The 22,642-nt window shown below is 64.1% G+C and carries 23 protein-coding genes; 14 read left to right on the forward strand and 9 right to left on the reverse strand.

Annotated features, from left to right (window positions below):
* Positions 1–55 precede the first annotated feature (55 nt).
* The 3 genes from FHG09_RS12360 to FHG09_RS12370 all read right to left on the reverse strand — a co-directional run bounded on the left by FHG09_RS12360 (position 56) and on the right by FHG09_RS12370 (position 2,301).
* The gene (locus FHG09_RS12360) at positions 56–610 is read right to left on the reverse strand and encodes a hypothetical protein (RefSeq protein ID WP_193627383.1); all 555 of its coding nucleotides are present in this window, start codon (positions 608–610) and stop codon (positions 56–58) included.
* A gap of 305 nt (positions 611–915) precedes the next feature.
* The gene (locus FHG09_RS12365) at positions 916–1,554 is read right to left on the reverse strand and encodes a hypothetical protein (RefSeq protein ID WP_152347952.1); all 639 of its coding nucleotides are present in this window, start codon (positions 1,552–1,554) and stop codon (positions 916–918) included.
* A gap of 159 nt (positions 1,555–1,713) precedes the next feature.
* Positions 1,714–2,301, reverse strand: coding sequence for an HhH-GPD-type base excision DNA repair protein (locus tag FHG09_RS12370; protein ID WP_152347953.1), 588 nt, complete (start codon positions 2,299–2,301; stop codon positions 1,714–1,716).
* Between the two features lie 51 nt (positions 2,302–2,352).
* On the opposite strand from FHG09_RS12370, the gene FHG09_RS12375 reads away from it, so the two are divergent.
* The 6 genes from FHG09_RS12375 to FHG09_RS12400 all read left to right on the forward strand — a co-directional run bounded on the left by FHG09_RS12375 (position 2,353) and on the right by FHG09_RS12400 (position 7,499).
* Positions 2,353–2,736, forward strand: coding sequence for a YchJ family protein (locus FHG09_RS12375; protein ID WP_227492740.1), 384 nt, complete (start codon positions 2,353–2,355; stop codon positions 2,734–2,736).
* Positions 2,737–2,934: 198 nt separating this feature from the next.
* Positions 2,935–3,414: a DUF2087 domain-containing protein gene (locus FHG09_RS12380; RefSeq protein WP_152347954.1), complete on the forward strand. Its 480-nt coding sequence runs from the start codon at positions 2,935–2,937 to the stop codon at positions 3,412–3,414.
* Between the two features lie 59 nt (positions 3,415–3,473).
* Positions 3,474–3,977 carry a phosphoribosyltransferase gene (locus FHG09_RS12385; RefSeq protein WP_152347955.1) on the forward strand — a complete coding sequence of 168 codons (504 nt, stop codon included), beginning with the start codon at positions 3,474–3,476 and terminating at the stop codon, positions 3,975–3,977.
* Between the two features lie 9 nt (positions 3,978–3,986).
* Positions 3,987–5,288 carry a carboxylesterase family protein gene (locus FHG09_RS12390; protein ID WP_152347956.1) on the forward strand — a complete coding sequence of 434 codons (1,302 nt, stop codon included), beginning with the start codon at positions 3,987–3,989 and terminating at the stop codon, positions 5,286–5,288.
* A 77-nt stretch (positions 5,289–5,365) separates the two neighbouring features.
* A complete protein-coding gene (locus FHG09_RS12395) occupies positions 5,366–6,475 on the forward strand; it encodes a winged helix DNA-binding domain-containing protein (protein ID WP_152347957.1) in 1,110 nt (369 codons plus the stop codon).
* A gap of 19 nt (positions 6,476–6,494) precedes the next feature.
* Positions 6,495–7,499, forward strand: a complete 1,005-nt coding sequence (locus FHG09_RS12400; protein ID WP_152347958.1) for a diacylglycerol/lipid kinase family protein — start codon at positions 6,495–6,497, stop codon at positions 7,497–7,499.
* Positions 7,500–7,525: 26 nt separating this feature from the next.
* Here FHG09_RS12400 and pdxT read toward each other — a convergent pair whose 3' ends face one another.
* The gene (gene pdxT / locus FHG09_RS12405; RefSeq protein WP_319803261.1) at positions 7,526–8,098 is read right to left on the reverse strand and encodes a pyridoxal 5'-phosphate synthase glutaminase subunit PdxT; all 573 of its coding nucleotides are present in this window, start codon (positions 8,096–8,098) and stop codon (positions 7,526–7,528) included.
* Entirely contained in the window at positions 8,095–8,976 is an 882-nt protein-coding gene (gene pdxS, locus FHG09_RS12410; protein WP_152347960.1) for a pyridoxal 5'-phosphate synthase lyase subunit PdxS, read from the reverse strand. Before pdxS ends, pdxT begins: the two co-directional genes overlap by 4 nt.
* 217 nt (positions 8,977–9,193) lie before the next feature.
* Between pdxS and FHG09_RS12415 the strand changes: the two genes are divergently transcribed.
* Positions 9,194–10,588: a PLP-dependent aminotransferase family protein gene (locus FHG09_RS12415; RefSeq protein ID WP_152347961.1), complete on the forward strand. Its 1,395-nt coding sequence runs from the start codon at positions 9,194–9,196 to the stop codon at positions 10,586–10,588.
* A complete protein-coding gene (locus FHG09_RS12420; RefSeq protein ID WP_152347962.1) occupies positions 10,585–10,974 on the forward strand; it encodes a hypothetical protein in 390 nt (129 codons plus the stop codon). The genes FHG09_RS12415 and FHG09_RS12420 overlap by 4 nt, the downstream gene beginning before the upstream one ends.
* A gap of 198 nt (positions 10,975–11,172) precedes the next feature.
* Here FHG09_RS12420 and FHG09_RS12425 read toward each other — a convergent pair whose 3' ends face one another.
* The 3 genes from FHG09_RS12425 to FHG09_RS12435 form a co-directional block, all read right to left on the reverse strand.
* Entirely contained in the window at positions 11,173–11,817 is a 645-nt protein-coding gene (locus FHG09_RS12425) for a 4'-phosphopantetheinyl transferase family protein (protein ID WP_152347963.1), read from the reverse strand.
* Positions 11,818–11,820: 3 nt separating this feature from the next.
* Complete coding sequence (locus FHG09_RS12430; protein ID WP_152347964.1) at positions 11,821–12,279, reverse strand: lipopolysaccharide assembly LapA domain-containing protein; 459 nt, start codon at positions 12,277–12,279, stop codon at positions 11,821–11,823.
* A gap of 97 nt (positions 12,280–12,376) precedes the next feature.
* Complete coding sequence (locus FHG09_RS12435; protein WP_152347965.1) at positions 12,377–14,605, reverse strand: NADP-dependent isocitrate dehydrogenase; 2,229 nt, start codon at positions 14,603–14,605, stop codon at positions 12,377–12,379.
* A gap of 157 nt (positions 14,606–14,762) precedes the next feature.
* Here FHG09_RS12435 and FHG09_RS12440 point away from each other — a divergent pair, with 157 nt between their 5' ends.
* The 5 genes from FHG09_RS12440 to FHG09_RS12460 all read left to right on the forward strand — a co-directional run bounded on the left by FHG09_RS12440 (position 14,763) and on the right by FHG09_RS12460 (position 19,844).
* Positions 14,763–15,404, forward strand: coding sequence for a thymidine kinase (locus tag FHG09_RS12440; RefSeq protein ID WP_152347966.1), 642 nt, complete (start codon positions 14,763–14,765; stop codon positions 15,402–15,404).
* Between the two features lie 96 nt (positions 15,405–15,500).
* Entirely contained in the window at positions 15,501–16,280 is a 780-nt protein-coding gene (locus FHG09_RS12445) for an alpha/beta fold hydrolase (RefSeq protein WP_152347967.1), read from the forward strand.
* 104 nt (positions 16,281–16,384) lie between these two features.
* Complete coding sequence (locus FHG09_RS12450) at positions 16,385–18,040, forward strand: SLC13 family permease (protein WP_152347968.1); 1,656 nt, start codon at positions 16,385–16,387, stop codon at positions 18,038–18,040.
* Positions 18,041–18,068: 28 nt separating this feature from the next.
* Complete coding sequence (locus tag FHG09_RS12455) at positions 18,069–19,139, forward strand: NADH:flavin oxidoreductase/NADH oxidase (RefSeq protein WP_152347969.1); 1,071 nt, start codon at positions 18,069–18,071, stop codon at positions 19,137–19,139.
* Between the two features lie 51 nt (positions 19,140–19,190).
* Positions 19,191–19,844, forward strand: a complete 654-nt coding sequence (locus FHG09_RS12460) for an MBL fold metallo-hydrolase (RefSeq protein ID WP_152347970.1) — start codon at positions 19,191–19,193, stop codon at positions 19,842–19,844.
* Positions 19,845–19,895: 51 nt separating this feature from the next.
* Here FHG09_RS12460 and FHG09_RS12465 read toward each other — a convergent pair whose 3' ends face one another.
* Positions 19,896–20,480 carry a hypothetical protein gene (locus FHG09_RS12465; protein WP_227492741.1) on the reverse strand — a complete coding sequence of 195 codons (585 nt, stop codon included), beginning with the start codon at positions 20,478–20,480 and terminating at the stop codon, positions 19,896–19,898.
* A 253-nt stretch (positions 20,481–20,733) separates the two neighbouring features.
* On the opposite strand from FHG09_RS12465, the gene FHG09_RS12470 reads away from it, so the two are divergent.
* On the forward strand, positions 20,734–22,539 hold the full coding sequence (locus tag FHG09_RS12470) for an ABC transporter family substrate-binding protein (protein ID WP_152347971.1): 1,806 nt from the start codon (positions 20,734–20,736) through the stop codon (positions 22,537–22,539).
* Positions 22,540–22,642: the final 103 nt, after the last annotated feature.

Raw genomic sequence — 22,642 nt, forward strand, 5'->3', positions numbered from 1 at the left:
TAGTGTCTGCGCCGAGGCGTTATGCTGTCACGTTCTGGCAGATAGATGCAAGCTGTCATCGGGCGGATTGGGCGCAGTCGGGTCCGCGGGGATTGGCGTAGCAATCGTCGTCGACGAGGTAGCGGTGATAGCGGTAGACGTCGATGCCGATATTGTTGCTGGCGACGTGGGCGAAGCCGTCGATAGGAAGCCAGGGGCCGCCATCGACGGAGAATTCTCCGCTGAATGTCGCTGTCATCGATGCCGACACATTGCCTGATGCTTGGTATTCATGTCCGATCTGCGGGGTGCCGCCGGGCAGTGGTTTCGCGCCTTTCGCAGTGGTTGTTGTGCCCGAGCCGTCTCCGAAGTCCCAGTTGAAACGCTCCGGCGTGACTTTGACTTTGACTGCGTAGGTCAGCAAGGTCATGTCGATATAGCTGACGTCGGTGTCGGTCCAGAAGGCTGCCGGCTTGCCGACGACAGCCCAATCTTTAGGCCAGGCGTAGATTGTGGGAGCTGGAATGTCGAAGTTCTGGAACTGCGATTCCGGGATGCGCGTCGGAGGATCCGGTCGGGCCGGAGCCCCGCCGCCTCCGCCGCCTCCACCACCCGGTCCGGGCTCGCTCACGCACAGATGGCCGACGTCCTCCGTTGGGCAGTCGGGAAGTCCGCCACCGCCCCCACCGCCGGCGCCGCCTCCGCCACCGGAACCTCCGCCGTCGTTTCCGCCGCCAGAGCCGCCGCCTCCGGTGCCACCACCCCCTCCAGAGCCGCCCCCGCCAGGAGGAGGCTTGGGTGCCGGAGGCTTCACTGCTTCGCACCCGCTTGTGTCGCCGATGGTGCAACCCGGTGCTGCCGATGCCGGTATCGGAGCCACGAACAAGCAAATGGCGACAATCGCGAAAGAAAGAATGGTGTGGGAAGCCCTTTTGGCTAGCAACGTCGTTCCCAGAGAGTTTGCTGGTCAACTTTCCAGCTACCGTCATCCTGCTGAATCGTGTGTTGCATAGTAACTTTTCCATCAGGGTTCAAAGTCGGCGATTGCCCCGCCGGGGTCATCGTCCACTCTGTAGTGTCAACACAGAAATTCACTAGGACCGATGCGGGTTCTGCTGAGTCCTCCTGCTTCGTGACATCAAAAACTTCGACCTTTAACGGTTGGATTTGGCCTTCAAACGTCGCTTCGTCGGAAGCTATAGATTTGGCTTCTGTCTGAATCGACTTAAGTGCATCGCCAGACGCGAACTGGGGGAAATCGCTCGCTGCTTTGGTCTTCCCTGAATATGCTTCATTGATGGTTTGGATGAAATCATCGAAAGCCACCAGCGCTCCCTCGACGGCCTCCTTTTCCTCTTGACCGAGGTCAAGGTCGGTTTCGTAATCGGGGATGGCCACCTCGGCGGAATCATCTGTGGAACCATCGTCGGGCTGTCCTTCGGGAATGGTCGACGTCGGCGCAGCTACTGGTGAATTGTCGGCACAGCCGACGACCGAGACCAAACTCAGTGCGGCGAAAACGGCAACGAATATTTGGGCGGGTCGACGATACGGTCGGGACGATCCAGTTCTCATTCCACGCCTCTGTGGTCTGCAACTGCGGCGCGGCCCCGTCGGCCGACACCCGGATTCCCTACATTATTCGACAGGAACGCTTTTTAGAACAGGCGAAGTCGAATCTGTGGATAACTCACGCCCGAGTGCGCGGACGCAAATTTGCCTCGGCGATTGTCTCTAGTTGTTCGCTGCCTTTGCCGCCTTGGCCGCAGCCTTCTGCTGTTTCTTGAAGGCGCGCACCTCTTGCAGAGTGGCGTCGTCGACGACATCGGCGATCGAACGGCGGGCGTCCTCGTCACCATAGTCACCGGCGGCCTCCTGCCAGCCTTCGGCCTGAAGTCCGAACTGCTTACCGAGCAGCGCCAGGAAGATCTTGGCCTTCTGATCACCGAATCCGGGCAGCTTCTTGAGCCGTTTGAGGACCTCAGCACCGCTGGGGTCACCATCAGTCCAGATCGCTTCAACTTTCCCGTCGTATTCGTCGACGACGGCCGCCGCCAGCTTCTGCACCCGTCCGGCCATCGACTTCGGGAACCGGTGAACTGCAGGAGATTGGGCGAATGTGTCGAGGAAATCATCCGGATTCATCTCTGCGATCTCGTCGACATCGAGCTTGCCCAGTCGTTCGGCCAACTTGGCGGGCCCCGCGAAGGCACTCTCCATGGTCACCTGCTGATCGAGCAGCATCCCGACGAGCAGAGCGAAGCGGTCTTCGGCCAACAGTGCATCGGCCTTCGGATCTCCAGACAGGAACAGTGAAGTCATGGCTCTATCTTCGCATGCCGCCTGCAGTTCCTGCCCCGATATCATCGGGGAATGATCTGCCCCTGCTCCGGAATGCCCCCAGGCACCGACTTCGACGACTGCTGCCGACCTGCCCTCGACGGTGAAACCTGGCCCACCACCGCCGAGGCGCTCATGCGCTCCCGCTACACCGCCTTCGTCCGCGGCGACGAAGACCACCTCTTCCGCACGTGGCATGCCAGGACCCGCCCCGACGACGTCGGAGTCGATGACGCCACCACCTGGCTCGGCCTCGAGATCCTGTCCACCACCGACGGGGGACCAGACGATGCCACCGGAACGGTGCACTTCCGGGCGAGATTCCGGGACCACCTCGGCGATCATATCCTCGAAGAGAACTCCTCCTTCGTCCGCAGAGCCGGACGGTGGATGTACCTCGAAGCTCTGGAGAACTGACTTCCAGGACCGACTTCGAGAAGCTATGACGATGACGTCTATACTGTTGGCTGGCGCATCCAACGCCCAGCCGAGGTCGTGATCCCAGCACACCGACCGCATGGCGAAGGGGAGAGAATCCTCGGACGAAACCGGCACGGTGATTTCCTGACCAGGTTTCGTGCTGGGGGAGACTTGGTCGCTTGAGGAAGAGACACCATGACCAAGGACAAGGATTTCAAGAGGCTCGTTCGCACGCGGATGACCGAAACCGGTGAGAACTTCACCACTGCGCGCACCGCACTGCTCGCCGCGAATCAGAACGCGAGCCAGAGTGCGGAAGCCACCAGCGAATCCACCATCGACCCGCAGATCGATCGGTTTCGGGCGAAGACACTGAGAACGTTCATGCCGAATGGTCGCATCACGGCCATTCCGACGAAACGTCGCGCCCTCGTCCTCATCCTCATCGAGGTCCTCGCCTCCCTCGACCCGGACCGGGTCTACGACGAGAAGCAGCTCAACGGCATCCTCGGCGAATTCCACCCGGACTTCGCCCTGCTGCGTCGCGAACTCATCGACTACCGACTGCTCGAACGCAATGCCCACACGGGGGAGTACTGGGTGAACCCGAATCCGCCGATCCACACCGGCTCACAGGCGCAGGAGATGGCCGGGCTCGAGGTGTTTCTGCGCTGAACCGGCGACGGCGTATCCTTGAAGCTCGAACCACAACCGGGCAGACACGAGGAGCATCCATGGCCTACCACGCCGATTCGACCGATCTCGACGACAAAGAGATTCTCAGCTGGGACAAGTTCGGCCGATCGGCGCGTGAGATGGCGCAGACCATTGCGGATTCCGACTACGATCCCGAGATCGTCATCGCCGTGGCCCGCGGTGGACTGCTGCCCGCCGGAGCACTGGCCTACGCCCTCGGGCTCAAGCTCTCCGACGCCATCAACGTCGAGTTCTACACCGACGTCCACGAGACCCTGCCCGACCCCATCCTGCTCGCCCCGATGCTCGACATCGAAGCGATCAAGGGCAAGAAGCTGCTCGTCGTCGACGACGTCGCCGACTCCGGTCGCACTCTGGCCCTCGTGCTCGAGCTGCTGCGCAAGCACGGTGCCGAAGCCCAGTCTGCCGTCATCTACGCGAAGTCCGCGTCGATCATCGACCCGAACTTTGTGTGGAAGCGCACCGATCAGTGGATCGTCTTCCCCTGGTCGGCCGAACCGCCGGTCGAACCCAGCAAGTAAGCTGACCATATGGAGGAGACACGGGACATCGCCGCCCCGTGCGGACGCGTCCGCGCCTATGTCGCCGACGACGTGATCCGCGCACGCGGCATCCGCTACGCCCGCGCAGGACGTTTCCTCCCTCCCGTCGACGAACCCCCGGTCGAATTCATCGACGGTGCTCAGCCCGGCCCGGCGAGCCCGCAGCTGCGCCGAGACCCGAACGCCGGAATGACCTTCGACCAGCTCGGTGGGCTTCCCATCAGCGAAGACTGTCTGCGCGTGAGCGTGACGATGCCGAAGGACACCACCACCGAGGCGGCGCTGCCCGTCCTCGTCTGGATCCACGGCGGAGCCTATGTCGCCGGGGCCGGGGATGCGGAGATCTACGATCCGCACGCCCTGGCCGCCGAGCAGAACATCATCGTCGTCTCCGTGACCTACCGCCTCGGTGTCCTCGGCTACCTCGGAACCGGTCGAGACGACCACCTCAACCTCGGAGTGCTCGACCAGATCTCCGCCCTGCGCTGGGTGCGGTCCAACATCTCTGCCTTCGGCGGCAATCCGGACAACGTCACGATCGCGGGCCAAAGCGCCGGAGCCGATGCCTGCGCACACCTCATGATCGCCGAAGGCACCGAAGGGCTCTTCCACCGGGTGCTCATGGCCTCGGCCCCCTTGGGCCTGGCCGGTGGGACGGACACGATGAACTGGGCGATGGGGAAGGTCGCGCAGAAGATCGACCCGGCGGCCAGTGTCGACGACATCCTCCGGGCCCAGGAGGAAGTGCACAGAGCCGCCCTCGTCGGGGGTCTGCATGCCGGAATGTGCTTCGGAGTCCGCTACGGCCGCTACCCGCTGCCATCACGTTCGGATGCGGCCACCGCTTGGGCCGAAGTCGCGCCGAAATACGAAGTGCTCATGACCCGCACAGAACGCGAGATCGCCTTCTTCGCCGGATTCGTGCCCACCTTCCGTCGCCTCCACGACCGGCGCCTGACCTCGCCCATGCTCGAATCGCTCATCTCAGGTATCACCTCGGCGGTGTACACCCGGGCCGGACGCGAATTCTACGACCGGCACCGAATGTCGGGCGGGCAAGGGGCCCGTCTGCTCATCGTCTCTCGCGGGGACGGCAGCTTCTTCGACGCAGCACACTCCGGAGACCTGCCGCTGATCTTTCCCGGCGAGATCTGGCACAGATCCTTTCTCGACTACGGCGCGACCACCGATATCGCCGGTCCCGAACTGCGTCGGATCTGGGGCACCTTCGCCACCTCGGGCACTCTGCCGCGAGTGCGTGTGCCCGGCCTCATCGACATCATGGGCTGAACGATTCGACTGTGTGGTGCCGACTGCTGTCGGTATTTCACAATTGCCGTGTCACCGGCGTGCACTACCGTTGGATCATGGACGCACATCAGATCTCGGCCGCCCGTCTGATCGCTCAGGGCCTCGTCGGACCTCCGCCGTCGTCGCCGACAGGCACCGACCTCTCACCTGCCGGTGCCGTCGTCGAGCACCTCGGCTGCGTCCAGGCGCAGGCCCTCGGCGGAGCATTGGTCTCGCTGGCACTGCGATCGGGCCGCGATCTCAGCGAAGGCGTGGCCGCAGTCCGCGCCGCCATCGATGCCGGAGAGATCGTGCGGTCCTGGACGCAACGCGGCACCATCCATCTGACCACGGCCAAGGACATTGGGTGGATCCTCGGCCTGACGGGGGCGCGGACGATGAAATCCACCGCCAACCGGCGCAAGCACTTCGGCATCACCGACGCGATGATCGACACCGCTGCTCGGCTGGCTGCGACCGCCATGAGAGACCGCGGACCGCTGACCCGTGAAGAGCTGCTCGACGCGTTTGCACCCATCGACGCCGGTGACGAATACGGTCACGCCCGATACCTCATCACCTCCCTGGCACTGCAGAACATCATCGTCCAAGCTCCCATGATCGAGGGCAAGGACGACATGAGATATGTGCTCACCGCTGATTGGGTGCCCGCTCCCACAGAATTGGACGCCGAGGCGGCCGAACACGAATGGGTGAGACGCTTCGTCACCAGCCACGGACCGGTGACGGTCGACGACGTGACCCGGTGGACGGGACTGCCGAAGACGAGGATGAGAAAAGCCATCCAAGCCGGAATCGAGGCCGGTGAGATCGTGAGCGCGGATATCGACGGCACCGACTATGTGCACGCCCCGGACCTCGAGGACCGATTGTCCGAATGGGAGACCGCGGCACAGGAGACCATGCTCCTGCCGGGATTCGACGAGATCATCCTCGGATACAAGGACCGCAGCGCCACGCTCGATCCCGCGAACGAAAGACTCGTTGTGCCCGGCGGCAACGGAATGTTCAAGAACACGGTGGTGACCGGCACCCGTGCACGCGCCACATGGAAGCGGTCACCGCGGAAGACCGGTCCGCGAGTCCTGGTCGAAGCATTCCCCGGCGAAACGGTCGACTGTGAGGCTGTCGAATCGGTGAGCGAAACCCACCCGGCCTTCGTCTGAGGCCCAGGCACGACCGACAATGGACGAACCACAGAGGACACGCACACCGGCGGGCGGGACGGTCGCCGCAGAAGACCGGTCGGCATGGTCGCAGCGAAGAACCGACATCGGGATCATCCTCAATCCCAAACATGCGGCGACCCTGCGAGCGTATGCCGCTCTCGTGCAGGGCCTGCGTTCGGCTTCCGCACACTACCGAAGCGTGACGACCAGCGTCGAACGCTCCGGTCATTGGCAAGCCGAACAGCTCATCCAATGGGGAGCCGACATCGTCATCATCCTCGGCGGGGACGGCACCATCCGTGCGGCGGCCCCGGTGCTCGCCGAGGCGGAGATCCTCACATTCCTCGTCCCAACCGGGACCGCGAACGTCCTCTGCCGCCATATCGGCCTCGGTTCGTCCCGGCACGCAATCGACCATTGTGTGGGCACGGTGGCGTCGGTCATCCGAGGCGGGACCACGAACAGTCTGAACGTTCCGATCAATACTGCGGAGCTTCGGCAAGCAGACGGCAGCCGACATCGCAGCGGGTTCATCAGCCTCGCAGGCATCGGGGGAGACGCCCGCGCCGTCGCCCACCACCATGCCGCCCCTGGGCTGGCCGGCTACGCGTGGGGAGCCGCCCGTGCCCTCTTCGCCGCCGACTTCACATTGCGCACAGGGGAAGTCGGCCCGGGGCCGGTGTGGTCGGTGATGGCATCGAAGGCGACTCGTCCGGCAGGGCCCATCGCCGTGTTCCCGGAGGCACGAATCGACGCGGAGGCCTTCTCCGTACTCACAGTCGGCCCGCTCCCGCACCAGTTCACGGCACGTTGCCGAGCGTGGGCGGGAATCGCCGCAGCATGCCTGCAGGGCAGACCGCAGGCACATCCGCTCATGAACTATCGCCGAACCACGGAAACGGCAGTCGTGCTCGAATCACCCGTGCCGGCACAACTCGACGGCGACCTCATCGGGGACTGCCTGGAACTGCGGATCAGCGCTGGTGAGAAGAAGCTGCGGGTATCAGCGCCGACGAGGTGAGGTGCCGAAGGCCCCCGCGTGCGATCTCACGTGCCGCGGTGGAGGAATTCTGCATGGATTCGACTGTCCGTCCCCAGCTCCGGGTGGAAGCTGGCGCCCCACACCGAACCCTGCCGGACGAGGACGGGCACGTCACCGTGACGGGCGAGCACCTCGGTGTCGGGCCCGAAATCGAGGATCTGCGGAGCCCGGATGAATGTGCCTTCGACCGGTTCGTCCAGACCGCGGACGGTCAGCGGGGCGGTGAAGGACTCGCGCTGCCGACCATAGGCGTTGCGCGCCACGGTGATATCGAGCCCGCCGAGGCGGTCGTACCCGCCCAGCGAATCGTCGCTGAGCCGATCCGCCAGGAGAATGAGCCCCGCGCACGTGCCGAAGACCGGCAGACCACCGGTCATGCGTTCGCGCAGAGTCGCGAAGAGATCCGTGCCGGCGGCGATGCGCACCATGGCCGTGGACTCGCCGCCGGGCAGGATGAGCGCATCGATGTCGGTGAGGTGGTCGGGCCCCGTGACCTTGAGGGTGTCGACCCCCAGGGAGCCGAGCATGAGCAGGTGCTCACGGAAGGCTCCCTGGAGGGCGAGGACGCCGACTCTCACCAGCCGCGTTCGGCCAGACGGTGCGGTGCGGGGACATCGGCGACATTGATGCCGACCATCGCATCGCCGAGTCCGCGGGAGGCCTTGGCCACAGCCTGCGAATCGTCGAAGTGAGTGGTCGCTTCGACGATGGCCTTCGCACGGGCCTCAGGGTTGCCGGACTTGAAGATTCCGGAGCCGACGAAGACACCATCGGCACCGAGCTGCATCATCATCGCCGCATCCGCCGGGGTGGCGATGCCGCCGGCGACGAACGTCACGACGGGCAGGCGGCCGAGGCTGGCGACCTGCTTGACCAGGTGGTACGGGGCCGCGATCTCCTTGGCCGCGACGTAGAGCTCATCTTCGCTCTTCGCGCCCAGCGCACGGATCTCGGAGTTGATGGTGCGCAGATGGCGCATCGCCTCGGAGACGTCGCCAGTGCCGGCTTCACCCTTCGACCGGATCATCGATGCGCCTTCGGTGATGCGGCGCAGTGCCTCACCGAGGTTGGTCGCACCACAGACGAACGGCACCTTGAAGACGGACTTGTCGATGTGGTTGACGTAGTCGGCGGGGGAGAGGACCTCTGATTCGTCGATGTAGTCGACGCCGAGGGTCTCGAGGATCTGTGCTTCGACGAAATGCCCGATGCGGGCTTTGGCCATGACCGGGATGGACACGGCTCTGATGATCGAATCGATGAGATCGGGATCGCTCATCCGGGCGACGCCGCCCTGGGCGCGGATGTCTGCGGGGACCCGTTCGAGGGCCATCACGGCTGAGGCTCCTGCCGCCTCGGCGATTCGTGCCTGCTCTTCGTTGACGACGTCCATGATGACGCCGCCCTTGAGCATCTGGGCCAGTCCGGTGTTGAGCAGGGTCTGTGTTTCGGTCATTGTGATGCCAGTCCATTCACTGTCGCGGAGTCGATCCGGGTCGACCAGGTGAACAGAACCGAGCGATCTCGGTCTGCTGCCATGGTCGGAAGGATCGTGGTTCTTCGGGGTGAACGGCCGTTCCCGACCAGCCTAAACCGAACGGTGGCTCAATCAGAGAGCCAGAAATGTGCAAATATTTTAGGCCAGAAGACTGTGGTCGCACTATGATCGACTGATGGATTCGACGTCACAGGATCGCAAGCAGGCCGAGGGCATTGCACTGCCGATGAACGTCGACAAGGGTCTGCCGACTCCCCTGCCCGATCAGCTCACTCAGGAGCTGCGTCGTCTCATCTCGGAGGGGACTCTGCGTCCCGGAGATGCGGTGCCCTCGAGTCGTCGGCTGGCCAAGCACCTCGGGATCTCGCGCGGCAGTGTGGAGACCGCCTACGCCCAGCTCGCCGTCGAGGGATTCCTCATCGCCGCCGAACGCTCGGCCACGCTGATCAACCCCGACCTGCCCGCCGCGTCGCGAACACCGCATCCGCGGCACCGGATTCCCGATTCGCCGAGGCGGCGCCTGCGCAACTACGTCGACCTGCGCCCGGGATTCGGCGGTGACGACCCTCTGCGCGAACCGGCCTTCCGCCGGGCCTGGAGGGAGTCACTCGACGTCGACCCGGGCCCGATCGATCCCTTGGGCCAACCCCGTGCCCGCTGGGCGATCGCCGACTATCTGCGACTGGCGCGTGGTATGGCGGTCGACCCCGATGAGATCATCCTCACCAGTGGGTCTCGCGACGGACTGCGACTGCTGCTGAGCACCGGCATCTCCGGCTCCATCGCCGTGGAGAATCCCGGGTTCCCGGGCCTGCGGCAGGCAATGACCGACCAGCATCTCGTTCCCCTGGACACCGCCTCCTCGTCGTCGGCTCCGACCGAAGTGGGCGCCGCCGTGGTGACCCCGAACCATCAGTTTCCACACGGAACGCCGATGCCGGTCGACCAGCGTGCCCGGCTGTTGGACTGGGCGGCTCGAGGCGATGCCCTCCTCGTCGAAGACGACTACGACAGTGAGGCCCGCTTCACCCGCACCGTGCTCCCGACACTCTTCGACCTCGCATCATCGACCGGCAGCGCAGCCCGGGTCGTCCATATCGGCACCTTCTCCACTCTGCTGACCTCGGCCGTATCGACCGGGTACGTCATCGCCCGCGGGGAGACCTCGGAGAGGCTGATGAGCATGCGCACGGCGCTCGGCCCCGCGTTCTCACCGATTCTGCAGATGGCCATCGCCTCCTACCTCGGCTCCGGTGGGCTGCGTCGTCGCATCTCCCGCGGTCGACGTCGACTGCGGGCCGCCGAGGAGGTCGTGGCCGAGATCGGTCCGATCCCCGGTCTGGTCCATGACGGACGCACTCTCGTCATCGAAACGACTCAGGAGCAGGCCGAGAGACTGCTGCGGCAGTTGGCCGACCGCGGCATCCTCGTCGCCTCATTGGCCCGCGGCTGGACCGGCGGGGACGAGGTCAGGCACGGTCTGGTCATCGCCCATTCGAACGTCGAGGCCACTGTGCTGCAGGAGGCCTTGGGAGAAGTGAAGACCCTGTTGAGTAGGATGCAGTCATGAGGAATTCCGGATTCGCAGTCGACGGCATCATCAAGCTGCTGCTGGCCGTCGCCGGCTTCATCGTCGTCGGCGGGCTCGAGGATTTCTTCCTCGCCCCACGCTGGCTGGTCATCACCGCTCTGGTGCTGCTCTTCCTCAGCGCCGCCACTCAGATCTCCTATGGCGTGAGCAAGGGCGAGAAAGGCTATCTGAAGTACCCGATGGTCTTCGACGCGCTCATCGTCGTCGCCGTCGTCATCGGGCTCATCCTCGCCGCCGCGAGCAACCCCGCCGGTGCCTGGATACTCTTCGGCTTGGTGGGCGTGGGCTCTCTGGGCATCGCCGTGATCTTCACGACCGGCGAGAACGGCCCCTCCTTCAGCGAAGAAGACTCACAGAACCCCTGACCGCGCCCGCACACCCTCCGAGGATCAAGCGTTCCCGCGCGACCCTTTCGGCCGATCAAGCGCCCGCGCACATTTGTGGTCGTCTACGGGCACATATCCGCTGTAGGGCTTGATCGGCGCGAATTCCTGCCGGATCGGTGCGCTTCGGGCGGACAGGCGTGGCAGCGCTTGATCGGCGGGAACTCTGCAGAGAGGCAGTCAGCGATTGAACGCGATCGCAGCGATATGACCGTCCGGAATGCCGGCCTCGAGATCGTGGATGTCGACATCCGGATGCGGAGAGTTCGGCTGCGGCCCGGCGCCGATGTAGTCGAGACCGGGATCGCGGGCCAGGCCGGTGCTCAATGCCTTGAGGAAGGCTTCGGTGCGCGCCCACACGCGGACGAATCCGGCCGCGAAGTCGCCGTCGGGAAGCACTTCGAGCTCGGCCCGCTCTCGTTCGTGGAGCAGCTGCATCGCCTCGAAGGCGACATCTCGTTCGGGGACCGCTTCGATGTCGAGGCCGACCGGATCATCGGCGACGGCGACGAGGACGAGGCGACGAGACCGGGACACCGAGAACTCGCACTCGTCGTGGCGTGGTTTGCCTGCCGAATCGAGGCGGATCTCGATCGCAGCGGGATCCTGGTCGAGACGCGCTCCGAGCACATGGCGAAGAACGACACGACCGGCCGACCAGGTGAGAGCCGCCTCGGCGTCGAATTCCTCAGCATAATTGCGTTCCTGCTCGGTGAGCGCGGAATCGTCGTCGCGCGCCCACGCCGCTTCAGCCGAGGTATCGGCGAGGATGAGAGTGACAGGCAGCTCGGTGGGCACTTCGGTGAAGCTGGGGTGGTGCGCCATCGATCAGCGGCCCAGGGCCTTGTTGATCTTCTTCAGCTTGCGTCCCAGAACGAAGATCCGCACCGAACCGATGATTCCGGCGATTAGGATGCCGCCGATCGCAGCGAAGAGCATCGCCACGCCCAGGGGCAGTTCGAACTGCCAGCCGAAGTACTTGAACTCGGCCGGGACATTGTTCTGCAGAATGAAGATGAGCAGGAGGACGACGATGACGGCGCCGAGGATGAGGGAGACCCACATGCCCGCCGACATTCCGGAACCGGTCTTCGTCGACGGCAGCTCACCGGTGTGTCCTGCCGGAGGCTGAGTCTGCTCATGAGTTTCTTGGGGGGACATCTCCCGGGTCTTGTCCACAGCGGCGGTCTCGCCCGTCGCGGGAGTATCGCTGCCGAGCACTGAATCGGTTTCGGCCAGGAGCTCTTCGGGCGTCTGCGAATCGCCACGCGGGTCTTGAGTACTCATGCGCCCCATCATAACTGCTGATGGGGCGCATGAGGGTAGAGAAAGAGTCCCGGCGGGGTCTGCCGGGACTCTTTCTCAGATGGTGTCGATCAGTCGATCAGACAGTCTTGCTCAGCGAGGAGATGATCTCGTTGAGCGTGGCCGAAGGGCGCATGGCGGCTTCGGTCTTCGCGTCGTTCGGGTAGTAGTAGCCACCCAGGTCGACCGGGCTGCCCTGGACCTCGAGGAGCTCGGCCACGATGGCGTCCCCCTTCTCGGCCAGCGCCTTCGCCACGGGGGCGATGGCCTCGGCCAGTGCCTCGTCGGAGGTCTGCTCGGCCAGCTGCTGTGCCCAGTAGGTGGTGAGGTAGAAGTGGCTGCCGCGGTTGTCGATCTCGCCGACCTTGCGCGACGGCGACTTGTTCTCTTCGAGGAATCTGCCCGTTGCGGCGTCGAGGGTGTCGGCGAGGACGCCTGCCCGCTCGTTTCCGTGGACGTTGAATTCGTGGCGGAAGGATTCGGCCAGGGCGAGGAACTCTCCGAGGGAGTCCCACCGCAGGTGGTTCTCTTCGACGAGCTGCTGGACGTGCTTCGGAGCCGAACCGCCGGCACCTGTCTCGAACAGTCCGCCGCCTGCGATGAGAGGAACCACGGAGAGCATCTTCGCCGAGGTGCCGAGTTCGAGGATCGGGAACAGGTCCGTGTTGTAGTCACGGAGCACGTTGCCGGTCACCGAGATGGTGTCCTTGCCCTCACGGATGCGGTCGATGGAGAACTGAGTGGCCTCGACCGGGTTCATGATGCGGATGTCCAGGCCCTCGGTGTCGTGGTCCTTGAGGTACTCCTCGACCTTCGCCTTGATGTTGCGGTCGTGGGCGCGGGTCTCATCGAGCCAGAAGACGGCCGGGGTCTCCGACAGGCGGGCGCGGGTGACAGCGAGCTTGACCCAGTCGCGGACGGGGATGTCCTTGGTCTGGCAGGCACGCCAGATGTCACCGGCGGCGACGTCGTGGCTCATGAGCACATCGCCTGCGGAGTCGACGACCTCGACGGTTCCGGCTTCCGGGATCTCGAAGGTCTTGTCGTGGCTGCCGTACTCTTCGGCCTTCTGCGCCATGAGTCCGACGTTGGGCACGGTGCCCATGGTCCGCGGGTCGAAGGCGCCCTTGGCCTGGCAGTCCTCGATGACGGTCTGGTAGACGCCGGCGTAGGAGGAATCGGGGATGACGGCCAGGGTGTCCTGGGTCTGGTCGTCCTTGTTCCACATCTTGCCGCCGACGCGGATCATCGCGGGCATGGAGGCGTCGACGATGACGTCGGAGGGCACGTGGAGGTTCGTGATGCCCTTGTGCGAGTTGACCATGGCCAGGTCGGGCCCCTCGGCCAGGCCCTTCTCGATTCCGGCCTTGATCCCGGTGGCCGCATCGGCGGGCAGGGTGTCGAGTCCGGCGAGGATGGCGGCCAGCCCGTTGTCGGAGGTCAGTCCCGCCTCGGCGAGGACATCACCGTATTCGGCGAAGACGTCGGGGAAGAAGGCCTCGATGACCTTGCCGAAGAGGATGGGGTCGGAGACCTTCATCATCGTGGCCTTGAGATGGACGGAGAAGAGGACACCATCGGCCTTGGCCGCGGCGATCTGATCCTTGACGAACTCGTCGAGGGCGGCGGCGTTCATCTTCGTCGAATCGACGATCTCGCCGGCGAGGACGGGCAGGGACTCCTTGAGCACGGCCGTCTCGCCGGCTTCGGTGCGCAGGCGGATGGTCAGGGTGTCATCGGCGTCGATGATCACGGACTTCTCGTTGTCGCGGAAATCGCCCGAACCCATGGTGGCGACGCGGGTCTTCGAGTCCTCGGTCCATTCGCCCATCGAATGAGGGTGGGCTTTGGCGAAGTTCTTCACCGCCTGCGGAGCGCGACGGTCGGAGTTGCCCTCACGCAGCACCGGGTTGACGGCCGAACCCTTGACCTTGTCATATCGGGCCCTGACATCCTTCTCCTCATCGGTGGAGGGCTCTTCCGGGTAGTCGGGCAGATCGTAGCCCTGGGACTGGAGCTCGGCGATCGTCGCCTTCAGCTGCGGGACGGAGGCGGAGATGTTGGGCAGCTTGATGATGTTGGCATCAGGAGTCTGGGCGAGTGCGCCCAGCTCGGCCAGGGCGTCGCCGACCTGCTGGCCTTCGGGCAGGCGATCGCTGAACTGGGCCAGCACGCGTGCGGCGAGAGAGATGTCTCGAGTCTCAACCTCGACACCGGCCGACGTGGCGAAGGCTTCGATGATGGGTTTGAGCGAATACGTCGCCAGAAGCGGCGCTTCATCCGTGCGCGTGTAAATGATTTTAGCCATAGTTAAGGACCACTCCGCATCTTCTTGGGGTTTATCGCCCTCCATCCTACCTTCTGGGCCATTTCAGCAGTCGGTTCAGGCCGATGACGGTGCTCACACCTGTCGTTCGCACCCGGTAGTCTTCTGTGTCGGCACGGACAACAGAAAGAGGACGACAGTGGCCAAACTCTACTTCCGGTACGGAGCGATGAATTCCGGCAAGTCGACCGCTCTGCTGCAGGCGGCCTTCAACTATGAGGAGCGCGGTCAGCGGGTTCTGCTGGCCAAACCCCTCATCGACACCAAGGGCGCATCGCTGATCGTGTCCCGGTTGGGAGTCACCCGCGAGGTCGACTTCGTCATCCCAGCCGACGGCGACGTCGAGACGATCTACGCCGAACATGCGGACTACGTCGACCACGATGCCCTCATCGAGTCCATCGACACCCCGAAGATCCCGGTCGCGTGCCTGCTCATCGACGAAGCGCAGTTCCTCAGCCCCGTCCAAGTGGATTCGCTCATGCGCATCGCCACCGCAACCTCGGTGCCGGTGATGTGCTACGGAATCCGCACGGACTTCCAGACGAAGGCATTCCCCGGATCGGCCCGGCTGCTCGAGATCGCGCACACCCTCGAAGAGCTCAAGACGATCTGCCGCTGCGGTCGCAAGGCCATGTTCAACGGCCGCCTCGTCGACGGACAGTTCATCTTCGCCGGTGATCAGGTCGCCATCGACGGCAATTCCGTGACCTACGAATCACTGTGCCCGAGCTGTTATCTCGAGTTCTCCGGCGGTAGGCTTTCAACGACAGACTCCTGACCGATCCGGACACAGCTTCCCCGTCGAATCCAGCTCGTCGACTCCCGTCGCATCCAGTCGAATTTCCGTCGCACCTCAAGTTCTCAAGGAGCCTCAATGCGCATCGCCGTCCGTGCCTTCAATGACAATCCCGGTTCTCCCGTCCTCGTCTTCGGCAACGCTCTGGGCACCCGGATGCCCTTGTGGACGTCCGTGGCCGCACGCTTGGCCGACGACTATCAGATCTACCTCACCGACCTTCCCGGACACACCGTCTCCACCGGTGGATCCCTCGCTGAGGCGGCCGCACCGCTGACGATCGAACAGCTGGCCTCCGGCCTCGTCGAATCCCTCGCCGAGCTCGGGGTGGAGTCCTTCGCGTACTGCGGAGTCTCGATCTCGGGCGCCGTCGGCCTGACCCTGGCGCTCAATCATCCCGACGTGCTGACCGGCCTCGTCGCCTGCGCGACAGCCGAGAAGTTCGGCACCCCGGAGTCCTGGGACGAACGCATCGCCGAAATCCGCGCCGACGGCACCCGGAGCGTCGTCGATGACACCGCCGATCGGTGGTTCGCCGCCGGATTCCTCGGCGAGGACATCGCCACCGGCCACCTCATCCTGACCGACCTCGCCCTGATCGAGGATGAGGCCTATATCGCGGCCGCCTCGGCGCTGAAGACCTACGACTTGAGCGGGAAGCTCGGTTCGATCAGCACCCCGACGCTGGTCATGGCCGGCGCCCAGGACCCCGGCTGCACTCCGGAGGCGATGGCGGAGATGGCCCAGCAGATCGAGGGTGCGCACTTCGTCACGATCCCGGACTCCGCACACCTGCTGATGGTCGAACACCCCGAGATCGTCGTCGACCACATCCTGGAGTTCTGCGGCCAGCTGTAGGAACGGTCGGACCCACGCGCAGGGGCCGGTTCCCACTCTCGGGAGACCACTTCTGGAGTAGGCTGGGCGAAAGCACAGACAAACCTGCTCGATGAGGAGTGAGAATGTCCCCGCGCCCGAATTCCACTGAGTTCACATCCACCGAGATCGATCTGCGCTCTCCGGGGGAACGAGAACCCGGCGTCAGCCGCACCACGCTGAGAATCCGGTGGACCGGGTTCCTGCTCGGCCTCATCTTCTCCTCCCTGATCTACGCGATCATGCCCGCCGACGTCGGGCATGCCGCCAAATTGACTGCCGCGGTCGCTGTGCTCATGGCGGCCTGGTGGATGACGGAAGCGCTGCCGATCGCTGCGACCTCCCTCGTCCCGCTCGTGGCATTTCCCGTGCTCGGCACGGACGTCGAGATGGAGACCGTCGGCGCCTCCTACGGGAACCCGATCATCTTCCTCTTCCTCGGCGGCTTCCTCATCGCCCTGGCGATGCAGCGGTGGAATCTGCACCGACGCATCGCACTTGTGACTCTGAGCATCATGGGCGACCGGCCCGGACCGATGATCGCCGGCTTCATGATCGCCACCGGATTCATCTCGATGTGGGTGTCGAACACGGCGACCGCAGTGATGATGCTGCCGATCGGCATGTCGGTGCTCATGATCGTGTCGAAGGTCGTGGGCACGGCCCTCAACGAAGCTGCGGATCCGGACGGGGCAGGAACCGAAGACGCCGGCGGTGCTGCCGACAGGCCGAGCGACGGCGACGGTGCTGCCGACAGCCCGAGCGACGGCGGCGATGACACCGGCATCGGCGCGGTTGTGAAATCGAATTTCGGCACCGCGCTCATGCTCGGCATCGCCTACTCCGCGTCGATCGGGTCGCTGGGCACCATCATCGGCACTCCTCCCAACCTCTTCCTCATCGGCTATCTCAAAGACAGCTACGACATCTCCATCGGCTTCGGCCAGTGGATGATCGTCGGTGTGCCGCTGTCGGTGGTGATGATGGCCATCGCCTGGTTCCTCCTGGTCAAGGTGCTGTTCAAACCGGAGATCAACAGGATCCCCGGCGGACGTGAGCTCATCCGCGATGAACTGGCCAAACTCGGTCCTATGTCCACTGGTGAGAAGCTCGTGCTCGCGATGTTCGTCCTCGCCGCCGTCAGCTGGATCTCTCTGCCGCTGATCTTCGAGGAACCGCCGATCAGCGACGAAGGCATCGCCATGGCCGTGGGTCTCCTCCTCTTCCTCATCCCCGGTGGAGCAAACCGGGGAGTTCGGCTCCTCGACTGGGAGACGGCGGAGAAGCTGCCCTGGGGAGTCCTCCTGCTCTTCGGCGGCGGACTCGCTCTGTCCGCACAGTTCTCGGACTCGGGACTGACCGAATGGATCGGCAAGACCACCAGCGGTCTCGGGGTTCTGCCCACAGTGCTCGTCGTGGCGATCTTCGCGGCCATCATCCTCTTCCTCACCGAGCTGACCTCGAACACCGCGACAGCGGCGACGTTCGTTCCCGTCGTCGGGGGAGTGGCGATGGGCCTCGACCTCGACCCCCTGCTGCTGACGATTCCCGTCGCCTTGGCCGCGACCTGCGCGTTCATGCTGCCGGTCGCCACCCCGCCGAACGCGGTCGCCTTCGGCTCGGGCTACGTCACCGTGGCTCAGATGGTCAAGGGCGGGCTGTGGCTCAACGTCATCGGCATCGTGCTCGTCACCGCCACGGTGTATCTGCTCGCCGTTCCGGTATTCGGGATCGCTGTGTGAGGTCGAGCGGAACTGGCAGACTGATTACATGACTGAGCTGTTCGAACCGCTGACCCTGCGTGGAACCGAGATTCCCAACCGCATCTGGCTCGCCCCGATGTGCCAGTACTCCTGCGAAGCCGAAGACGGAATGCCGGGACCCTGGCACCTCGTCCACCTCGGTGCCCGGGCGCAGGGCGGATTCGGACTCATCCTCACCGAAGCCTCAGCCGTCGTCCCCGAAGGGCGCATCTCCCCGCAGGACGCCGGGATCTGGAACGACGATCAGGCCGAGTCGTGGTCGGCGGTCGTCGACTTCGTCCACTCCCAGGGCAGCGTCATCGGCATCCAGCTCGCTCACGCCGGCCGCAAGGCCAGCACCTATCGTCCCTTCATTGGTGAGCCGAAGGGCAGCGTGCCCGAGTCCGAGGGCGGGTGGCCGACACTCGGGGCCAGCCCCATCGCCTATCCGAAGCTGGCCGACCCCGGGGAGATGACGAAGGACGACATCGCCGAGGTGGTCGCCGCCTTCGCCGCTGCGGCCCGTCGTTCGATCGACGCCGGGTTCGACCTCGTCGAACTCCACTCCGCTCACGGCTACCTGCTCCATTCGTTCCTGTCGCCGCTGTCGAATCAGCGCAGCGACGAATACGGCGGCGACCTCGCCGGACGGTCCCGGCTGCTGCGCGAGGTCTATGCCGCCGTGCGCGCCGAAGTCGGAGACGACGTGCCGGTGTTCGTGCGCATCTCGGCCAGCGAATGGACCGACGGCGGCTTCGACATCGCCGAGGCCGCGGAGGTCGGCCGTGCCCTGTCCGAAGCCGGAGTCGACCTCATCGACGTCTCCTCGGGCGGCAACTGTCCGGTGCGAGTCCCCGTCGGTCCCGGCTACCAGGTGTCCCTGGCAGCAGCGATTCGGGCAGAAGGGGTCCCGACCGGTGCCGTCGGACTCATCACCGACCCGAAGCAGGCCGAGACCATCCTCAGTACGGGGCAGGCCGATGCGATCTTCATGGCCAGAGCCGCTCTGCGCGAACCCTCATGGCCGCAGCGTGCCGCCCACGTGCTCGGCGTCGAACCCGGACCCTACCCACCGCAGTACACGCGCGGCGCCTGGTGACCCGGCCTCGAACAGATTGAGCAGAGTCAGAACAGATTGAGGAGTACGGAAATGAACACGATCGAAACTGAGCATGTCGTCATCCGCTCTATCGCGGTCTCCGAGATGGCGAACAACGTCTACCTGCTGACGGGCAGGGAGACCGGCTCCCAGGTGCTCATCGACGCCGCCGATGACGCCGATGCGATCGCCGAGCTCATCGGCTCAGGTGCCCAGGACACCGAAGCCGAACCGACGCTGCGGGCAATCATCACCACCCACCGGCACTGGGATCATATTCGGGCGCTGCCGGCCACCTCGGCGAACTATCCGGAGGCGATGACCATCGCCGGAGCCGCGGACGCGGCCGCCATCACCGAGGCGGAAGGCGTCGAGATCGCGCATTCCGTCGATCACCTCGACGTCGGGGACTTCGGCGGATTCGTCCTCCAGGCCATTGAGCTGCGCGGACACACTCCCGGTTCGATCGCGCTGCTTCTGCGTGACGGAGGCAAGACGGTCCTGTTCTCCGGCGATTCGCTGTTCCCGGGTGGACCGGGCAAGACCTGGTCGACCGAGGACTTCACATCTCTCATGGACGACCTCGAGGACCGGGTCTTCGGTGAGCTTCCGGACGAGACTCTCGTGCTGCCCGGGCACGGGGATTCGACGACTCTGGGTGACGAGCGCCCGAAACTGGGGGAGTGGCGCGACCGCGGCTGGTGACCGCGACCCTGCCCCGGCTCTGGGCGAAGTCGGGGACGTTCAGCGAGCTCCTCAGCTCGGCAGTGCGGCGAAGCCGATGAGCGCCCACGCGATGGCGAGGAGCCCCACGGCGATGATGCCGATGTTCCATCTCGTCTCGACGATGCGCTGCCCGCCTGGATTGGCCAGCTCTTCGTCACTGAGAGCCGAATAGCGTTCGAGCACGGTATCGACGGCCGGGGTCGGATTCTCGACGAGCCGGCGGATGCCGTGCTCGTCCTTCTCCCACTTCTTGCCCTTGCCGGCCAGCGGCCATGAGGCGAACTTCTTCGCATGAGTGCGCACACTGAGACCGAAGTGGGTCTCGAAGCCGTCGACGAGGTTCCACGGGATCGTCACGGTCTGCAGGGGATTGACCAAGACGATCTGCCGTCGGTGCAGCTCGACACGGGGATATCGGTAGAAGACGAAGACCAAGGTGCCGACGGCCAGCGGGATGCCTGCTGCGGCGAGTCCGCGCAGCGTGAAATCGCCGAACACGATCGAGAGCACACCGAAGGCACAGAGCCCTCCGATGATGAAGAACAGAGCCGTCGAACTCGTCGTCCGCACGACGGTGGGCTCGGTCTCATTGCGATCTATCTCACTGTCAGCCACCTGTTCATCCTATCCATTGAGACTGAGCAAAACTTGTCCGTTCCCTTGGTTTCGAAACGGTAACGATTCGGAATTTTGCTCATTATGTGGACTCGGTCACAGTCTCCGGTGAATTAACTTTGATGCATTCCATGTGAAAAACATGAACGCGGTCACATGCGCCTCGGCCTCTGCCGATCCTGTGACCGGAATGCACTCCGGCTTTGGGGTGCACGTACGAGGGTGACTCGCCCTAGAACAACAAGGAGAGAACGTGAACAAGCGCTTCCTCGCGGCTGGTGCCTCTGTGGCTGCCGCTGCAATGGTGCTCACCGCCTGCACACCCCCTGGCGGAGGCGATGACGACGAAGCATCGAAGGACACCGCCGTCAACATCGGTTGGAACGAATCCTTCCGGTCGATGAACACACTGACTGCCAACGGCAATGCGACCTCGAACGCCATTCTCACTTACATGATGAATGACAACTTCGGGTACTACGACGGCGACCTCGAAATCCAGGACGGTGCCCTCGGAAAGGTCGAGCAGGTCTCCGAAGATCCGCTCAAGGTCAAGTACACATTCAACGATGATGCCAAGTGGTCGGACGGAACCCCTGTCGATGCCGCTGACCTGGCGCTGACCTGGGCCGGCACCTCGGCGAACTTCAACACCGTCGAATCGAACAACAAAGACGACGGATCGGTGAAGAAGAACGACGCGAAGACCGTCTACTTCGACTCCTCCACCGCGGGTTCGGCTCTGGTGAAGAAGTTCCCGGAGATCTCCGACGACGGCAAGGAGATCACCCTCGAATACTCCAAGCCCTACGCTGACTGGCAGACCGAATTCGGCACCGGTGCCGACGGCGTCGGCTTGCCCGCTCACATCGTGGCGAAGAAGGCTCTCGGCGTCGACGATGCCCAGGAGGGCAAGGATGCGATCCTCAAGGCCATCAAGGACAAGGACACCGAAGCCCTGTCGAAGATCTCGAACACGTGGAACACCGGGTTCGACTTCACCTCGATGCCGGAGGACGAGGACCTGCTGGTCCACAACGGCCCGTACAAGATGACGAAGTTCGAAGAGGGCCAGTACGTCACCCTCGAACTCGACGACAAGTACACCGGTCCGATCAAGCCGAAGGTCAAGACAGTCACGGTCCGCTACAACGGCGATCCGATGGCCATGATCCAAGCGGTCGAGAACGGCGAGGTCGACATGACCCAGCCGCAGGCGACCGCGGACGTCCTCTCTGCCGCCGAGAAGCTCGACGGAGTCAACGTCGATGCCGCGGACGGTGCGACCTATGAGCACGTCGACTTCACCTTCGACAACAAGGGCCCCTTCGACCCAGAGGCAAACGGCGGTGACGAGGAGAAGGCGAAGAAGGTCCGCCAGGCGTTCCTCAAGGCTCTGCCGCGTGAGGACATCGTCGAGAAGATCATCAAGCCCCTCAACGACAAAGCGGTCACCCGTGATTCGTACTCGCAGGTGCCCGGATCGCCGATGTACGACGCGATCACGAAGGTCAACGGCGTCGCCGACGCCGCCGACGGGGACGTCGAGGCCGCCAAGAAGCTGCTCGAGGAAGCCGGAGTGGACTCCCCGACTGTGCGTGTCATGTACGACAATACGAACTCGCGTCGTCAGCAGGAGTTCCAGCTGATCAAAGAATCGGCCGAGAAGGCCGGCTTCAAGATCAAGGACGTCGGCGACGTCAACTGGGGTACCCGCCTCGGCGACGGCACCTACGATGTCTCGCTGTTCGGTTGGCAGTCCGAGGGTACTGGTGTCACGGAAAACGATGCGAACTTCCGCACCGGTGCTCAGAACAACTACGGCGGCTACTCGAGCGAGAAGATGAACAAGATCCTCGACAAGCTGCTCGTGTCCAAGGAGGACCAGCAGCAGGATCTGCTCATCGACATGGAGAAGCAGCTGACCGAAGATGCCTTCGGCGCGCCGATCTTCCAGTTCCCCGAACTGACGATCTATCGCGACAGCGTCAAGAACGTGAAGTCGACCGCTGTGTCGCCGACGATGTTCTGGAACTACTGGGAGTGGGAAGTCAACTGATCCGCGGCTGACGCGATCGGTTCTTCTCCACCCAAGCCTTCTGTGGGGATCACTGTGTGGTCCCCACAGCGGCGTTTTCGGAAGTTTGAAACGGAACCCCCAT

The sequence above is a fragment of the Brevibacterium sp. CFH 10365 genome (genome assembly GCF_009299785.1).
Lineage (GTDB): Bacteria > Actinomycetota > Actinomycetes > Actinomycetales > Brevibacteriaceae > Brevibacterium > Brevibacterium limosum.

Bases quoted from the DNA above. Each gene is read 5' to 3' on its own strand.
- FHG09_RS12365 (WP_152347952.1), bottom strand. From the start codon at position 1,554: ATGAGAACTGGATCGTCCCGACCGTATCGTCGACCCGCCCAAATATTC.
- FHG09_RS12395 (WP_152347957.1), top strand. From the start codon at position 5,366: ATGGACGCACATCAGATCTCGGCCGCCCGTCTGATCGCTCAGGGCCTC.
- FHG09_RS12390 (WP_152347956.1), top strand. From the start codon at position 3,987: ATGGAGGAGACACGGGACATCGCCGCCCCGTGCGGACGCGTCCGCGCC.
- FHG09_RS12430 (WP_152347964.1), bottom strand. From the start codon at position 12,279: ATGAGTACTCAAGACCCGCGTGGCGATTCGCAGACGCCCGAAGAGCTC.
- FHG09_RS12455 (WP_152347969.1), top strand. From the start codon at position 18,069: ATGACTGAGCTGTTCGAACCGCTGACCCTGCGTGGAACCGAGATTCCC.
- FHG09_RS12445 (WP_152347967.1), top strand. From the start codon at position 15,501: ATGCGCATCGCCGTCCGTGCCTTCAATGACAATCCCGGTTCTCCCGTC.
- FHG09_RS12380 (WP_152347954.1), top strand. From the start codon at position 2,935: ATGACCAAGGACAAGGATTTCAAGAGGCTCGTTCGCACGCGGATGACC.
- FHG09_RS12450 (WP_152347968.1), top strand. From the start codon at position 16,385: ATGTCCCCGCGCCCGAATTCCACTGAGTTCACATCCACCGAGATCGAT.
- FHG09_RS12370 (WP_152347953.1), bottom strand. From the start codon at position 2,301: ATGACTTCACTGTTCCTGTCTGGAGATCCGAAGGCCGATGCACTGTTG.
- pdxS (WP_152347960.1), bottom strand. From the start codon at position 8,976: ATGACCGAAACACAGACCCTGCTCAACACCGGACTGGCCCAGATGCTC.
- FHG09_RS12415 (WP_152347961.1), top strand. From the start codon at position 9,194: ATGGATTCGACGTCACAGGATCGCAAGCAGGCCGAGGGCATTGCACTG.
- FHG09_RS12385 (WP_152347955.1), top strand. From the start codon at position 3,474: ATGGCCTACCACGCCGATTCGACCGATCTCGACGACAAAGAGATTCTC.
- FHG09_RS12435 (WP_152347965.1), bottom strand. From the start codon at position 14,605: ATGGCTAAAATCATTTACACGCGCACGGATGAAGCGCCGCTTCTGGCG.
- FHG09_RS12425 (WP_152347963.1), bottom strand. From the start codon at position 11,817: ATGGCGCACCACCCCAGCTTCACCGAAGTGCCCACCGAGCTGCCTGTC.
- FHG09_RS12460 (WP_152347970.1), top strand. From the start codon at position 19,191: ATGAACACGATCGAAACTGAGCATGTCGTCATCCGCTCTATCGCGGTC.
- FHG09_RS12420 (WP_152347962.1), top strand. From the start codon at position 10,585: ATGAGGAATTCCGGATTCGCAGTCGACGGCATCATCAAGCTGCTGCTG.
- FHG09_RS12400 (WP_152347958.1), top strand. From the start codon at position 6,495: ATGGACGAACCACAGAGGACACGCACACCGGCGGGCGGGACGGTCGCC.
- FHG09_RS12375 (WP_227492740.1), top strand. From the start codon at position 2,353: ATGATCTGCCCCTGCTCCGGAATGCCCCCAGGCACCGACTTCGACGAC.